The organism is Methylobacterium sp. A52T (assembly GCF_053346095.1).
The window spans coordinates 1-15,307 of record NZ_JBKFBI010000046.1; the positions used below are offsets into that span (position 1 = coordinate 1).

Annotated in this window: 10 protein-coding genes and 1 tRNA gene; all 11 read left to right on the forward strand. The window is 67.9% G+C overall.

Going from position 1 to position 15,307, the window contains the following annotated elements:
- Positions 1-191: 191 nt before the first annotated feature.
- The 11 genes from ACLBYE_RS13465 (at position 192) to rpoC (ending at position 15,237) form a co-directional block, all read left to right on the forward strand.
- Positions 192-268 (forward strand) — tRNA-Trp (locus ACLBYE_RS13465).
- A 182-nt stretch (positions 269-450) separates the two neighbouring features.
- A complete protein-coding gene (gene secE, locus ACLBYE_RS13470; protein ID WP_020096222.1) occupies positions 451-747 on the forward strand; it encodes a preprotein translocase subunit SecE in 297 nt (98 codons plus the stop codon).
- Positions 748-824: 77 nt separating this feature from the next.
- Entirely contained in the window at positions 825-1,358 is a 534-nt protein-coding gene (gene nusG, locus ACLBYE_RS13475; protein WP_012320778.1) for a transcription termination/antitermination protein NusG, read from the forward strand.
- 227 nt (positions 1,359-1,585) lie between these two features.
- Positions 1,586-2,035, forward strand: coding sequence for a 50S ribosomal protein L11 (gene rplK / locus ACLBYE_RS13480; protein ID WP_010686899.1), 450 nt, complete (start codon positions 1,586-1,588; stop codon positions 2,033-2,035).
- 11 nt (positions 2,036-2,046) lie between these two features.
- The gene (gene rplA / locus ACLBYE_RS13485) at positions 2,047-2,745 is read left to right on the forward strand and encodes a 50S ribosomal protein L1 (RefSeq protein WP_020096224.1); all 699 of its coding nucleotides are present in this window, start codon (positions 2,047-2,049) and stop codon (positions 2,743-2,745) included.
- A 74-nt stretch (positions 2,746-2,819) separates the two neighbouring features.
- The gene (locus ACLBYE_RS13490; RefSeq protein ID WP_447694568.1) at positions 2,820-3,113 is read left to right on the forward strand and encodes a GIY-YIG nuclease family protein; all 294 of its coding nucleotides are present in this window, start codon (positions 2,820-2,822) and stop codon (positions 3,111-3,113) included.
- A gap of 237 nt (positions 3,114-3,350) precedes the next feature.
- On the forward strand, positions 3,351-4,994 hold the full coding sequence (locus ACLBYE_RS13495; protein WP_091927686.1) for a B12-binding domain-containing radical SAM protein: 1,644 nt from the start codon (positions 3,351-3,353) through the stop codon (positions 4,992-4,994).
- Between the two features lie 539 nt (positions 4,995-5,533).
- Positions 5,534-6,052, forward strand: coding sequence for a 50S ribosomal protein L10 (rplJ, locus tag ACLBYE_RS13500; RefSeq protein WP_026605422.1), 519 nt, complete (start codon positions 5,534-5,536; stop codon positions 6,050-6,052).
- Positions 6,053-6,101: 49 nt separating this feature from the next.
- Positions 6,102-6,479, forward strand: coding sequence for a 50S ribosomal protein L7/L12 (gene rplL / locus ACLBYE_RS13505; protein WP_020096227.1), 378 nt, complete (start codon positions 6,102-6,104; stop codon positions 6,477-6,479).
- A gap of 245 nt (positions 6,480-6,724) precedes the next feature.
- A complete protein-coding gene (rpoB, locus tag ACLBYE_RS13510) occupies positions 6,725-10,849 on the forward strand; it encodes a DNA-directed RNA polymerase subunit beta (RefSeq protein ID WP_447694569.1) in 4,125 nt (1,374 codons plus the stop codon).
- A gap of 176 nt (positions 10,850-11,025) precedes the next feature.
- Entirely contained in the window at positions 11,026-15,237 is a 4,212-nt protein-coding gene (rpoC, locus tag ACLBYE_RS13515) for a DNA-directed RNA polymerase subunit beta' (protein WP_447694570.1), read from the forward strand.
- The last annotated feature ends 70 nt before the right edge of the window (positions 15,238-15,307 follow it).

A 15,307-nucleotide genomic window follows, 5' to 3' on the forward strand; every position in this document is an offset into this window, starting at 1 on the left:
TGACAACCGATCCGGAGCGGCGCCGCGCGCCGCTCCGCCTCTCCGGCGCCGGTCCCCGTCTCGACGGGGGCCGGCGTTTCCGTTTCGGGGGGGGTGGGGTTGTTCGGCCGCGCTTCCCGGCCGCTACCCGGCCGCTTCGCGCACGCGACCCCTTGCAAGCCGCGCCGCGATGGGGCATTGGGCGGTGCGCTAGGAGTGTAGCTCAACTGGTCAGAGCGCCGGTCTCCAAAACCGGAGGTTGCGGGTTCGAGTCCCTCCACTCCTGCCAGACATTCAGCCCGATCCCGCGCGGCGGCCCGGTCGACAAGCCGGGGGAGTTGCGCTAGAGCGGGCGCAATCCGAGATCTGAAGCGACCGTCGGTGCGGGCCCATCCGGGTCCTCGGCGCCGACATTCGCATTCCCGGATGCGGTCTCTGCCTCGGGGCCGAACACGCACAGACACTGGCGCCATGGCATCGAACGAAGCGACCAAGAAGGTGGACCTGGTGCGCGGCGCGGCCCGCGGTCCCGCGAATCCGCCGCCCGCCCGGCCCGCGACCCCCGCCCGCGCGCCGCAGAAGCGCGCCACGCCGGGCGAGTTCTTCGCCCAGGTGCGCGACGAGGCCCGTAAGGTCACGTGGCCGACCCGCCGGGAGACCACGATCACGACCATCATGGTGTTCGTGATGGTCGTCGCCGCGAGCCTGTTCTTCACGGTCGTGGATCAGGCCCTGCGCTTCTTGGTCGGCCTGATCCTGGGCGTCTGAGGAATCCTGGGCGTCTGGGGGCGGCTCGCCGCCGATCGGGGGTGACCCCCGGGGACTTGTCGGAGTTGAACGGAACCGTGTCGAAGCGCTGGTACATCGTCCACGCCTACTCGAACTTCGAGAACAAGGTCGCCCAGTCCATCAAGGACCAGGCGGCCCAGCGCGGGCTGACCGAGCTGTTCGACGAGGTGATGGTCCCGACCGAGAAGGTCGTGGAGGTCCGCCGCGGCCGGAAGGTCGACGCCGAGCGCAAGTTCTTCCCCGGCTACGTGCTGGTGAAGTGCGACCTCACCGACGAGGTCTACCACCTGATCAAGAACACCCCGAAGGTCACGGGCTTCCTCGGGGCCGACAAGTCGAAGCCGGTGCCGATCCCGGACGCCGAGGCCGAGCGGATCAAGGGCCAGGTCGCCGAGGGCGTCGACCGGCCGAAGCCCTCGATCTCCTTCGAGATCGGCGAGACCGTCCGGGTCGCCGACGGCCCGTTCGCCAGCTTCAACGGCACCGTCGAGGAGATCGACGACGCCCGCTCCCGCCTCAAGGTGGCCGTGTCGATCTTCGGCCGCGCCACGCCGGTCGAGCTGGAGTACGCCCAGGTCGAGAAGGCCTGAGCCCCCCGATCGCGGCGGCCCTCCGGCCGCCCGTCCTTTCCGGTCGCCGCATCCCCACCGGGTGCGGGGACCGCGAAACCGCCGCGTTCCGCTGAGGGCGCGGCACCATCCGCGGGAGAACCGCCCGGCTTCGCCTCCGGGATCCACGGCTCGCACCGCGACCTGCAACCGTCCGACCCGCCGCGCTTCAGGCCGCACGGGGGCGGATTTTCATTGGGAGCAGTCCCATGGCGAAGAAGATCACGGGCTACGTGAAGCTTCAGGTCCCGGCCGGCGCCGCCAACCCGTCGCCGCCGATCGGCCCCGCGCTCGGTCAGCGCGGCCTCAACATCATGGAATTCTGCAAGGCCTTCAACGCGAAGACCGCGCAGATGGAGAAGGGCACCCCGATCCCGGTGATCATCACCGCGTATCAGGACCGCTCCTTCACCTTCGAGATGAAGCAGCCCCCGGTCACCTTCTTCCTGAAGAAGGCCGTCGGCCTGAAGCTCGGCAAGAAGCCCGCCTCCGGCTCCAAGACCCCGGGCAAGGGCCCGACGGTCGGCAAGATCACCGAGGCGCAGCTCCGCGAGATCGCCGAGAAGAAGATGCCCGACCTCAACTGCGACACGGTCGAGTCGGCCGTCGCGATGATCCGTGGCTCCGCGCGGGCCATGGGCCTCGAAGTCGTCGCGTAAGGGAGGGCAGCATGGCTAAGGAAGGCAAGCGCATCCGCGCCGCCCGCGAGGGCATCGAGGCGACCAAGCTCTACGCGCTCGACGAGGCGATCAAGCTGGTCAAGGAGCGGGCGACCGCGAAGTTCGACGAGACCGTCGAGGTCTCGATGAACCTCGGCGTCGATCCGCGCCACGCCGACCAGATGGTCCGCGGCGTCTGCAACCTGCCGAACGGCTCCGGCCGGACGGTGCGCGTGGCGGTCTTCGCCCGCGGCGCCAAGGCGGACGACGCCAAGGCCGCGGGTGCCGACATCGTCGGCGCCGAGGATCTCCTCGAGATCGTGCAGAGCGGCAAGATCGAGTTCGATCGCTGCATCGCGACCCCCGACATGATGCCGCTGGTCGGCCGTCTCGGTAAGGTGCTGGGCCCGCGCGGCCTGATGCCGAACCCGAAGGTCGGCACCGTCACCATGGACGTGAAGGGCGCCGTCGCCGGCGCCAAGGGCGGCTCGGTCGAGTTCCGCGTCGAGAAGGCCGGCATCGTCCATGCCGGCGTCGGCAAGGTCTCGTTCGACGCCGACAAGCTCGTCGAGAACATCAAGGCCTTCGCGGACGCCGTCGCCAAGGCGAAGCCCGCGGGCGCCAAGGGCACCTACGTCCAGCGCATCGCCGTCACCTCGACGATGGGCCCGGGCGTGAAGGTCGAGCCGAACACGGTCCTGACCGCCTGAGACAAGGCATAGCGTCCACGCTGCGGAGCGCCCGGTCGGAAACGGCCGGGCGCTTCTCGTTGCGGGGGGCGCAGATGGAGCGGCTGTCCCACGTCTACATTCTGGCGAGTCGGCGGAATGGGACGCTCTACACCGGTTCGACCACGGATCTGGCGCGGCGCGTCTGGGAACACCGCGCGGGCGCTCTGCCGGGATTCACCCGGGATTACGGCGTGACCATGCTGGTCTGGTACGAGGCCTATCCGCGGATCATCGACGCGCGAGTGCGGGAATATGCGATCAAGCGCTGGCGGCGGGCTTGGAAGATCGCGCTGATCGAGGATTTCAATCCCGCCTGGCGCGACCTTCATGACGATCTGGTCCGATGAGCCGCTGTCGCGGCGATTCGCATGCTGGGTCCCGGATCAGGTTCCGCCGACGCTCCACCTGTCCGGGAAAGGGGCGCTGCAGGATGGAACGGAAGCCCTTTCCCGGGCGCATGGAGCGCGAGCGGAATGCGACCCGGGACCCAGCGTAGAAATAGCCGCGTAGCGGCACCACGCCCTCACGCCATTCTTAACCGCCGAGGGGGCGCCAACGGCCGCGGCTGTGCTAGATAGGCCGGCATGCGATGCACCCTGACGGTCACCTCCAAGCGACGCATCCTGTGCGTCTTTCCCGCCTACACGCCGTCCTTCGGGACATTCTCCCACGCCTACCCGCTGATGGGCGGGGTGAAGGCGTTCATGCCGCCGCAGGGGCTGCTGCTGATCGCGGCCTACATGCCGGAGGCTTGGGAATGCCGGTTCATCGATGAGAATATCCGCCGCGCGGGCCCGGCGGACTTCGCCTGGGCCGACGCGGTCTTCGTCTCCGGGATGCACATCCAGGAACCGCAGATCCACGACATCCGCGACCGCGCCCGCGCGGCCGGCAAGGTGACGGTGCTGGGCGGCCCCTCGGTCTCGGGCGCCCCGGAGAAGTATGGCGACTTCGACTATCTCCATATCGGCGAGATCGGCGACGCCACCGACCAGCTCGTCGCCCGCCTCGACGCGGACCTCACGCCGCCGCCCGCCCAGGTGGTGCTGGAGACCAAGGATCGCCTCCCGCTCGCGGACTTCCCGGCCCCGGCCTACGAGGCGGCGCCGCTCAAGCGCTACCTGATCGGCTCCCTGCAATTCTCCTCGGGCTGCCCCTACCGCTGCGAGTTCTGCGACATCCCGCAGCTCTACGGCCGCCAGCCGCGCCTGAAGAGCCCGGAGCAGATGTGCGCCGAGCTCGACGCCATCGTCAGCCAGCCGGGCCACCCGGCGGTGGTCTACTTCGTCGACGACAATTTCATCGGCAACCGCAAGGCGACCCGCGAGATGCTGCCGCACCTCGTGGAATGGCAGAAGCGGAACAACTACCCGCTCCAGTTCGCCTGCGAGGCGACGCTGAACATGGCCAAGCAGCCCGAGATCCTCGAGCTGATGCGGCAGGCCAACTTCATGACGGTGTTCGTCGGGATCGAGACCCCGGAGGCGGACGCCCTCAAGGGCATCGACAAGACCCACAACGCCGCCGTGCCGATGTACGAGGCGATCGAGACCCTCAATTCCTACGGGCTCGAGGTGACCTCCGGCATCATCCTGGGCCTCGACAGCGACACCGACAAATCCGAGCAGAACCTGATCGACTTCATCGACCGCTCGGCGATCCCGGTCCTGACCATCAACCTGCTCCAGGCCCTGCCCAAGACCCCGCTCTGGGACCGGCTGGAGCGCGAGGGCCGGCTCCTCCACGACGCCAGCCTCGAGTCGAACGTCCTGTTCAAGCGGCCCCACGATTCGGTGGTGAGCAGCTGGCGCCGGGCGATCGCGCACGCCTACGAGCCGGAGAAGATCTTCGAGCGGTTCAAGCACCAGTGCGCGGTGACCTACCCGAACCGGATCACCACGCCGACGGCCGGCAAGCTCACGTTCACCAACCTGCGCCGCGGCCTCATCCTGGGCTTCAACATCATCACCCGCGTCGGGATCTTCTCCGACTACCGCAGGCCGTTCTGGAGCGCGGCCGGCTACGCGCTGAAGCGCGGGCAGATCGAGGCGGTGTTCAACATGGGCTTCGTGGCCCACCACCTGATCCGCTTCACCCGCGAGGCCCTGCGCGGCGAGCACAACGCCTCGTTCTACGCCGCGAAGGCCGCCGAGGCGAAGGCCGCCCGCGACCGCAGCTGGTGGGAGGCCGCGCGGCGCAAGCTGGTGCCGGAGCGCGAGGCGGCCTAGCCGGGGATCCCGGGAAGGGTCCCGAGCGATGCAGCCGCGGCAGGGCACCCGCGCAAGTCCTTGCCTGCGGCGGAAAAGTCGCGCTCCGGCCCTTGGCAGGCGGCTTGCTAGGCTCTATACACCGCGCCTCACGCATTTCATCCTCACGGAAGGAGAGCGGCCGATCGGCCGGTTTCCGCTCGAAATGTCGCCCGGGCAACCGGGTGGCACTGGCCGGAAGGATCCCAGGGGCGACGAGCCCCGCGGAGCCTTGTCCGGCCATGTCCTGTCCGAGACTGCAGGTGCCGGTTCGCCGGCTTAATCCGCCAGCCTGCACAGACGGGGAAGACCGAATTCGAAAAGCCTCGCCCCGGCCCCGGCCGCGGAGGGGTGTCGGTTTGAACCAACTCGCCCGAGGCGGCCCGAAGGGGCACGCGCGGGGACAGGGCCGCGAAGCGTCGTTCGGACGTTCCCGGTCTTCCTGAAGGCCGAGACCACGTCCGGGCGGCATGTGCAACCGGCGGACCCGAGACCGGGTTCCGCCAACCGGAGAGAGCCCAGTGGACCGGACAGCTAAAGCTGATCTCGTCTCGACGCTCAACGGCGTGTTCAATCAGAGCGCCGTCGTCGTCGTGGCCCACTACAAGGGCCTCACGGTCGCCGACATGCAGAAGCTGCGCGCGCAGATGAAGCAGGCCGGCGCCACCGTGAAGGTCGCCAAGAACAGCCTCGCCGGCATCGCACTCGATGGCACGGACGTCGCCTCCATCAAGCCGCTCCTGAAGGGCCCGACCCTGCTCGCCTATTCCGGCGATCCGGTCGCTGCCGCGAAGGTCGCGGTCGATTTCGCCAAGGTCAACGACAAGCTCGTGATCCTCGGCGGCGCGATGGGGAAGACCGCCCTGAACCCGGACGGCGTGAAGGCGCTCGCCTCGCTCCCGTCCCTCGACGAACTGCGCGCCAAGATCGTGGGCCTCGTGCAGGCGCCCGCGACCAAGATCGCTCAGGTCGTCAACGCGCCGGCGGCGAAGCTCGCCCGCGTGTTCGGGGCCTATGCCAACAAGGACGAGGCCGCCTGAGGCCCTTCAAAATCCATCCGTTCAAACCGATATCTGAGAGGAATTCAAAATGGCTGATCTCGCCAAGCTCGTCGACGACCTGTCCTCGCTGACCGTGCTCGAGGCCGCTGACCTGGCCAAGATGCTCGAGGAGAAGTGGGGCGTCTCGGCCGCCGCTGCGGTCGCCGTGGCCGCCGGCCCGGCCGCCGGTGGCGCCGCCGCCGCCGCCGAGGAGCAGACCGAGTTCACGGTCGTCCTCGCCTCCGCCGGCGACAAGAAGATCGAGGTCATCAAGGAGGTCCGCGCGATCACCGGCCTCGGCCTCAAGGAGGCCAAGGACCTGGTCGAGGGCGCGCCGAAGCCGATCAAGGAAGGCGTCGCCAAGGACGAGGCCGAGAAGCTCAAGGCCCAGCTCGAGAAGGCCGGCGCCAAGGTCGAGCTCAAGTAAGTCGACGATGGGCCGGTCCCGGCCCATCACCCCACGAAGGCTCCGCGCGAGCCTGTCGTGACCGGAGCCCGCGGGTCAGCGCCCGCGGGCTTTAGGCCGCTTCGGCGGATGGTCCTGGAACGGGACCGGCAAGAGATTCGGTTCGGTGGCGCGGCTCGGCGGGGCGCGCGTCACGGCCCGGTGCGGGAGGTCCCTTTCGGGAACGCTTCCCCGGGCGCGAGGCACGCGGGTAGGAGCGAGGTCACATGGCCAACACGCTGGTCGGTCGCAAGCGCATTCGGAAGTTCTTCGGCAAGATCAAGGAAGTTGCCGAGATGCCGAACCTCATCGAGGTTCAGAAGGCGTCCTACGACCAGTTCCTGATGGTCGACGAGCCCGAGGGCGGGCGCGCCGACGAGGGGCTGCAGAGCGTGTTCAAGTCGGTGTTCCCGATCTCCGACTTCGCCTCCACGGCGCTGCTCGAGTTCGTGCGCTACACCTTCGAGGCCCCGAAATACGACGTGGACGAGTGCCGCCAGCGCGGCATCACCTTCGCGGCCCCGCTGAAGGTCACGCTGCGCCTGATCGTGTTCGACGTCGATCCCGACACCCAGGCCAAGTCGGTCAAGGACATCAAGGAGCAGGACGTCTACATGGGCGACATGCCCCTGATGACGGAGAACGGCACCTTCATCGTCAACGGCACCGAGCGCGTCATCGTCTCGCAGATGCACCGCTCGCCGGGCGTGTTCTTCGACCACGACAAGGGCAAGACCCACTCCTCGGGCAAGCTCCTGTTCGCCGCCCGCATCATCCCGTACCGGGGCTCCTGGCTCGACGTCGAGTTCGACGCCAAGGACATCGTGCACGTCCGCATCGACCGGAAGCGCAAGCTGCCGGCGACGTCGCTGCTCTACGCCCTGGGCCTCGACGGCGAGGAGATCCTGTCGACCTTCTACAACAAGGTTGTCTACGACCGGGACGGCGCCGACTGGCGCGTGCCGTTCGACGCCGAGCGCATGAAGGGCATGAAGGCCACCGTCGACCTGATCGACGCCGATTCCGGCGAGGTCGTGCTCGAGGCCGGCAAGAAGCTGAACGCTCGCAACGCCCGCCAGATCACCGAGAAGGGCACCAAGTTCCTCAAGGCGACCGACGAGGATCTCGTCGGCCAGTACGTCGCCGAGGACCTCGTCAACGTGCAGACCGGCGAGATCTGGGCCGAGGCCGGCGAGGAGGTCACCGACAAGCTCCTGAAGAGCCTGGAGGATGTCGGGATCACCGAGCTGCCGGTGCTCGACATCGACCACGTCAACATCGGCCCCTACATCCGCAACACGCTGGCGGTGGACAAGAACTCCAACCGCGAGGGCGCGCTGTTCGACATCTACCGGGTCATGCGCCCGGGTGAGCCGCCGACCCTCGAGACCGCCGAGGCGATGTTCCACTCGCTGTTCTTCGATTCCGAGCGCTACGACCTCTCGGCGGTCGGCCGCGTGAAGATGAACATGCGCCTCGACCTCGACGCCGCCGACACCGTGCGCACCCTCCGCAAGGAGGACATGCTGGCGGTGGTCAAGGCGCTCGTGGAGCTGCGCGACGGCAAGGGCGAGGTCGACGACATCGACCACCTCGGCAACCGCCGCGTCCGCTCGGTGGGCGAGCTCATGGAGAACCAGTACCGCCTGGGCCTCCTGCGCATGGAGCGCGCCATCCGCGAGCGCATGAGCCAGGTCGACATCGACACGGTCATGCCGCAGGACCTGATCAACGCGAAGCCCGCGGCCGCGGCCGTGCGCGAGTTCTTCGGCTCGTCGCAGCTCTCGCAGTTCATGGACCAGACCAACCCGCTCTCCGAGGTGACGCACAAGCGCCGCCTCTCGGCGCTCGGCCCGGGCGGTCTGACCCGCGAGCGCGCCGGGTTCGAGGTGCGCGACGTGCACCCGACCCATTACGGCCGCATCTGCCCGATCGAGACGCCGGAAGGCCCGAACATCGGCCTGATCAACTCGCTCGCCACCTTCGCGCGGGTGAACAAGTACGGCTTCATCGAGACCCCGTTCCGGCGCGTGCGCGACGGCGTGGTCACCGACGAGGTCGCCTACCTCTCGGCCATGGAGGAGGCGAAGTACTACGTCGCCCAGGCGAACGCCCAGATGGACGAGGCCCGCAAGCTCACGGAGGACCTCGTGGTCTGCCGCCGGGCCGGCGAGGTGATCGTCGTGGGGCCCGAGCGCGTCGACCTCATGGACGTGTCGCCGAAGCAGCTCGTCTCGGTCGCCGCGGCGCTGATCCCGTTCCTCGAGAACGACGACGCCAACCGCGCGCTGATGGGCTCGAACATGCAGCGCCAGGCGGTGCCGCTCGTCCGCGCCGACGCCCCGTTCGTGGGCACCGGCATGGAGGCGGTGGTCGCCCGGGATTCCGGCGCCGCCATCGCGGCGCGGCGCGCCGGCATCGTCGACCAGGTGGACGCCACCCGCATCGTCATCCGCGCCACCGAGGAGGCCGACGCCAACAAGCCGGGCGTCGACATCTACCGGCTGCAGAAGTTCCAGCGCTCCAACCAGTCGACCTGCATCACGCAGAAGCCGCTGGTCCGTGTCGGCGAGTTCGTCAAGAAGGGCGAGATCATCGCCGACGGTCCCTCGACCGAGTTCGGCGAGCTGGCGCTCGGCCGGAACGTGCTCGTCGCGTTCATGCCGTGGAACGGCTACAACTTCGAGGACTCGATCCTGCTCTCCGAGCGGATCGTGAAGGATGACGTGTTCACCTCGATCCACATCGAGGAGTTCGAGGTGATGGCCCGCGACACCAAGCTCGGGCCGGAGGAGATCACCCGCGACATCCCGAACGTCTCCGAGGAGGCGCTCAAGAACCTCGACGAGGCCGGCATCGTCTACATCGGCGCCGAGGTGAATGCCGGCGACATCCTCGTCGGCAAGATCACTCCGAAGGGCGAGAGCCCGATGACGCCGGAGGAGAAGCTGCTCCGCGCCATCTTCGGCGAGAAGGCCTCTGACGTGCGCGACACCTCCCTGCGGGTGCCGCCGGGCGTCACCGGCACGATCGTCGAGGTCCGGGTGTTCAACCGCCACGGCGTCGACAAGGACGAGCGCGCCCAGGCGATCGAGCGCGAGGAGATCGAGCGCCTCGCCAAGGACCGCGACGACGAGCAGGCGATCCTCGACCGCAACACCTACGCCCGCCTCGCGGACGTGCTGATCGGTCAGGCGCCGGTGGCCGGCCCGAAGGGCTTCCGCAAGGACACCACGCTCACCCGCGAGCTGATCAACGACTACCCGCGCTCGCAGTGGTGGCAGTTCGCCGTCATCGACGACCGTCTCATGACCGAGATGGAGGCGATGCAGAAGCAGTACGACGAGTCGAAGAAGCGCCTCGAGCAGCGCTTCCTCGACAAGGTCGAGAAGCTGCAGCGCGGCGACGAGCTGCCCCCCGGCGTCATGAAGATGGTCAAGGTCTTCGTGGCGGTGAAGCGCAAGATCCAGCCGGGCGACAAGATGGCCGGCCGTCACGGCAACAAGGGTGTCGTGTCGCGGATCGTGCCGATCGAGGACATGCCGTTCCTGGAGGACGGGACGCATGCCGACATCGTGCTCAACCCGCTGGGCGTGCCCTCGCGCATGAACGTCGGCCAGATCCTGGAGACGCACCTCGGCTGGGCGGCTGCGGGCCTGGGTCGCAAGGTGTCGAAGGCGGTGGATGCCTATCTGAAGACGCAGGACATCGCGCCGCTGCGGGAGGAGATGAAGGCGATCTACTCCCCCGGCGAGCTCGACGGCCTGACGGACGAGGAGCTGGCCGAGGCCGGCAACAACGTCCGCCGCGGCGTGCCGATGGCCACGCCGGTCTTCAACGGCGCTAAGGAGGCCGACATCGAGCAGATGCTGGAGATGGCCGGTCTCGACCGCTCGGCGCAGTCGACGCTCTACGACGGGCGGACCGGCGAGCCCTTCGACCGCAAGGTGACGATGGGCTACATCTACATGCTGAAGCTCCACCACCTCGTGGACGACAAGATCCACGCCCGGTCGATCGGCCCGTACTCGCTCGTCACCCAGCAGCCGCTGGGCGGCAAGGCGCAGTTCGGCGGCCAGCGCTTCGGCGAGATGGAGGTCTGGGCGCTGGAGGCCTACGGCGCGGCCTACACGCTGCAGGAGATGCTCACGGTGAAGTCGGACGACGTGGCCGGCCGCACCAAGGTCTACGAGGCGATCGTCCGCGGCGACGACACGTTCGAGGCCGGCATCCCCGAGTCGTTCAACGTGCTCGTCAAGGAGATGCGCTCGCTCGGCCTCAACGTCGAGCTGACGTCCTCCAAGAAGGCCGCCAACGACCAGCTTGAGCCCCCGGCCGACGCGGCCGAGTAAGCCAGCGAAAAGACCTCCCGTGGCGGCGGTTCCCCGCCGCCACGGTCGAGCGGGGAGGGGAGGGGCCTTCCAGGGTTCGACGACGGTGAGCAGCGCCCGCGCGGGGCGCGGCGCCGGATCTTTTTCAGGACGCGGTGGCCCGGCGCGGGGCTGCCGGCGTCAACAAGGAGCGGATCATGAACCAAGAGGTCATGAACCTTTTCAACCAGCAGGCCCAGCCGGTCAGCTTCGACCAGATCAAGATCTCGATCTCGTCCCCGGAGAAGATCCTCTCCTGGTCGTACGGCGAGATCAAGAAGCCCGAGACCATCAACTACCGGACCTTCAAGCCCGAGCGCGACGGCCTGTTCTGCGCGCGCATCTTCGGGCCGATCAAGGACTACGAGTGCTTGTGCGGCAAGTACAAGCGCATGAAGTACAAGGGCGTCATCTGTGAGAAGTGCGGCGTCGAGGTCACCCTCGCGCGCGTCCGGCGCGACCGCATGGGCCACATCGAGCTGGCCGCCCCCGTCGCGCATATCTGGTTCCTGAAGTCGCTGCCGTCGCGCATCGGCCTGCTGCTCGACATGGCCCTCAAGGACCTCGAGCGGATCCTGTACTTCGAGTCGTACTGCGTCATCGAGCCGGGTCTCACCCCCCTGAAGGAGCGCCAGCTCCTGTCGGAGGAGGAGTACCTGCGCGCGCAGGAGGAGTACGGCGAGGACTCGTTCACCGCCATGATCGGCGCCGAGGCCATCCGGCGCATCCTGCAGGAGCTGGACCTCGACAAGATCGCCAACGATCTGCGCGAGGAGATCGCCGTCACCACCTCGGAGCTGAAGCCCAAGAAGCTCCTGAAGCGGCTCAAGATCATCGAGGCCTTCCAGATGTCCGGCAACAAGCCGGAATGGATGATCCTCACGGTCGTGCCGGTGATCCCGCCGGACCTGCGCCCGCTGGTCCCGCTGGACGGCGGCCGCTTCGCGACCTCCGACCTGAACGACCTGTACCGCCGCGTCATCAACCGGAACAACCGCCTGAAGCGGCTGATCGAGCTGCGCGCGCCCGACATCATCATCCGCAACGAGAAGCGGATGCTGCAGGAGGCCGTCGACGCCCTGTTCGACAACGGCCGCCGCGGCCGCGTCATCACGGGCGCCAACAAGCGCCCGCTGAAGTCGCTCGCCGACATGCTGAAGGGCAAGCAGGGCCGGTTCCGCCAGAACCTGCTCGGCAAGCGCGTCGACTACTCGGGCCGCTCGGTCATCGTGGTCGGCCCGGAGCTGAAGCTGCACCAGTGCGGCCTGCCCAAGAAGATGGCGCTGGAGCTGTTCAAGCCGTTCATCTACGCGCGCCTCGACGCCAAGGGCTTCTCGGCCACGGTGAAGCAGGCCAAGAAATTGGTCGAGAAAGAGAAGCCGGAGGTCTGGGACATCCTCGATGAGGTGATCCGCGAGCACCCGGTGATGCTGAACCGCGCGCCGACGCTGCACCGCCTCGGCATCCAGGCCTTCGAGCCGAAGCTGATCGAGGGCAAGGCGATCCAGCTGCACCCGCTGGTCTGCGCCGCGTTCAACGCCGACTTCGACGGCGACCAGATGGCCGTGCACGTCCCGCTGTCGCTCGAGGCGCAGCTGGAAGCGCGCGTCCTCATGATGTCGACCAACAACATCCTGCACCCGGCCAACGGTCAGCCGATCATCGTGCCGTCGCAGGACATCGTTCTCGGCCTCTACTACCTGTCGATCGTGGCCGAAGGCGCGCCGGGCGAGTTCAAGCCGGGCAACGCCAAGAACCCGATGCAGGGCGTCTACGGCGACATGGGCGAGCTGGAGCACGCTCTCGCCGCCAAGGCCGTGTCGCTGCACTCGAAGATCAAGTGGCGCTGGACCGGCATCGGCCCGGACGGCGAGCCCCTGACCAAGACCTACGAGACCACCCCCGGCCGCGTGATCCTCTCCGGCGCCCTGCCGAAGCACGCCAAGGTGCCCTTCGACGTCGTCAACAAGCTGATGACCAAGAAGGAGATCTCGGCGATGATCGACACCGTCTACCGCCACTGCGGTCAGAAGGAGTCGGTGATCTTCTGCGACCGGATCATGGCGCTCGGCTTCAACCACGCGTTCAAGGCCGGCATCTCGTTCGGCAAGGACGACATGGTCGTGCCGGAGAACAAGTGGTCGATCGTCGACACGACCCGCGCGCTCGTGAAGGATTACGAGCAGCAGTACAACGACGGCCTGATCACCCAGGGCGAGAAGTACAACAAGGTCGTCGATGCCTGGGCCAAGTGCTCGGACAAGCTGGCCGCCGAGATGATGGGCCGGATCTCGGCCGTCCAGAAGGACGAGCACGGGGCCGACAAGCAGGTCAACTCGATCTACATGATGAGCCACTCCGGCGCCCGCGGCTCGCCTGCCCAGATGAAGCAGCTGGCGGCGATGCGCGGCCTCATGGCCAAGCCGTCGGGCGAGATCATCGAGACCCCGATCATCTCGAACTTCAAGGAAGGCCTGGACGTTCTGGAGTACTTCAACTCCACGCACGGTGCCCGTAAGGGCCTGGCCGACACCGCCCTGAAGACCGCCAACTCCGGCTACCTGACCCGCCGCCTCGTCGACGTGGCGCAGGACGCGGTCATCCGCGAGGTGGATTGCGGCACGACGAGCGGCATCAAGATGCGCGCCATCGTGGATGCCGGCCAGGTCGTGGCGACGCTCGCCACCCGCATCCTGGGCCGCGCCACGGCCGAGGATCTGGTGGCCGCGGACGGCACGGTGATCGTCAAGACCGGCGAGACCATCGAGGAGCGGCACCTGCCGGCGATCAACGCCGCCGGCATCCAGGAGGTGAAGATCCGCTCGGTGCTGGTCTGCGCCACCAAGAGCGGCGTCTGCGCCACCTGCTACGGGCGCGACCTCGCCCGCGGCACGCCCGTCAACATGGGCGAGGCCGTCGGCGTCATCGCGGCGCAGTCGATCGGCGAGCCGGGCACGCAGCTCACGATGCGCACCTTCCACATCGGCGGTGCGGCCCAGATCGCCGACTCGTCCTTCATCGAGTCGAGCTTCGAGGGCACGATCAAGATCCGCAACCGCGCCGTGGCCAAGAACACGGACGGTGACCTGATCGCCACCGGCCGCAACGTGGCGGTCGTCATCGTCGGGTCGGACGGGGTCGAGCGGGCGGTCCACCGCCTGCAGTACGGCGCCAAGCTCCGGGTCGACGAGGGTGACAAGATCAAGCGCGGGCAGCGGATCGCCGAGTGGGATCCCTACACCCGTCCGATCCTCACCGAGGTGGACGGCATCGTGGCCTACGAGGATCTGGTCGACGGCCAGTCCATGACCGAGACCACCGACGAGTCGACCGGCATTGCCAAGCGCGTCGTCGTCGACTGGCGCGGCTCGGCCCGGACCTCGGACCTGAAGCCCGCGATGGTCGTGGTCGACCGGGACGGCAAGGCGCTCAAGCTGCCGCGCGGCTCGGACGCCCGCTACTTCCTGCCGGTCGACGCCATCATCGGCTTCGACCCGGGCGCGACGGTCAAGGCCGGCGACATCCTCGCCCGCGTCTCGACCGACTCGGCCAAGACCCGCGACATCACCGGCGGTCTGCCGCGGGTGGCGGAGCTGTTCGAGGCACGGCGCCCGAAGGACGCGGCGATCATCGCCGAGAAGTCGGGCACCATCGCGTTCGGCCGCGACTACAAGAACAAGCGTCGGCTCACGCTGACGCCGCACGACGGCTCGGAGGCGGTCGAGTACCTGATCCCGAAGGGCAAGCACATCCACCTGCAGGACGGCGACGTGGTCGAGCTCGGCGATTACATCGTCGACGGCAACCCGGCGCCGCACGACATCCTGGCGATCAAGGGCGTGGAGGAACTCGCGGCCTACCTCGTCAACGAGATCCAGGAGGTCTACCGGCTGCAGGGCGTGTCGATCAACGACAAGCACATCGAGGTGATCGTCCGTCAGATGCTGCAGAAGGTCGAAGTGACCGACGGCGGCGACTCGGACATCCTCTCGGGTGACCAGATCGACCGGACGGAGCTGACCGACTTCAACGAGAAGCTGCTCGCCGAGGGCAAGAAGCCGATCCAGGGCGTTCCGGTCCTGCTCGGCATCACCAAGGCGTCGCTGCAGACCAAGTCGTTCATCTCGGCGGCCTCGTTCCAGGAGACCACCCGCGTCCTCACGGAGGCGGCGGTCAACGGCAAGGTCGACACCCTGGAAGGCCTGAAGGAGAACGTCATCGTCGGGTCGCTGATCCCGGCCGGCACGGGCTCGATGGTGGCGGACATCCGCTCCATCGCCCGCCGCCGCGACGCGATGATCCTGCAGCAGAAGCAGGCCGAGAGCGGCGCGATGCCGGTCGAGGAGCTTCCGCCCGCCGCCGCCGAGTGAGGCCGTCGGCAGGTACGTGACGCGAGAGGGCGGCCTTCGGGCCGCCCTTCTCTTTTGTGGCGTGCCTCGC

Coding starts and splice junctions, on each gene's coding strand:
- secE (WP_020096222.1), top strand. CDS start 451: ATGGCATCGAACGAAGCGACCAAGAAGGTGGACCTGGTGCGCGGCGCG.
- rplK (WP_010686899.1), top strand. CDS start 1,586: ATGGCGAAGAAGATCACGGGCTACGTGAAGCTTCAGGTCCCGGCCGGC.
- rplA (WP_020096224.1), top strand. CDS start 2,047: ATGGCTAAGGAAGGCAAGCGCATCCGCGCCGCCCGCGAGGGCATCGAG.
- ACLBYE_RS13490 (WP_447694568.1), top strand. CDS start 2,820: ATGGAGCGGCTGTCCCACGTCTACATTCTGGCGAGTCGGCGGAATGGG.
- ACLBYE_RS13495 (WP_091927686.1), top strand. CDS start 3,351: ATGCGATGCACCCTGACGGTCACCTCCAAGCGACGCATCCTGTGCGTC.
- rplL (WP_020096227.1), top strand. CDS start 6,102: ATGGCTGATCTCGCCAAGCTCGTCGACGACCTGTCCTCGCTGACCGTG.
- rpoB (WP_447694569.1), top strand. CDS start 6,725: ATGGCCAACACGCTGGTCGGTCGCAAGCGCATTCGGAAGTTCTTCGGC.
- rpoC (WP_447694570.1), top strand. CDS start 11,026: ATGAACCAAGAGGTCATGAACCTTTTCAACCAGCAGGCCCAGCCGGTC.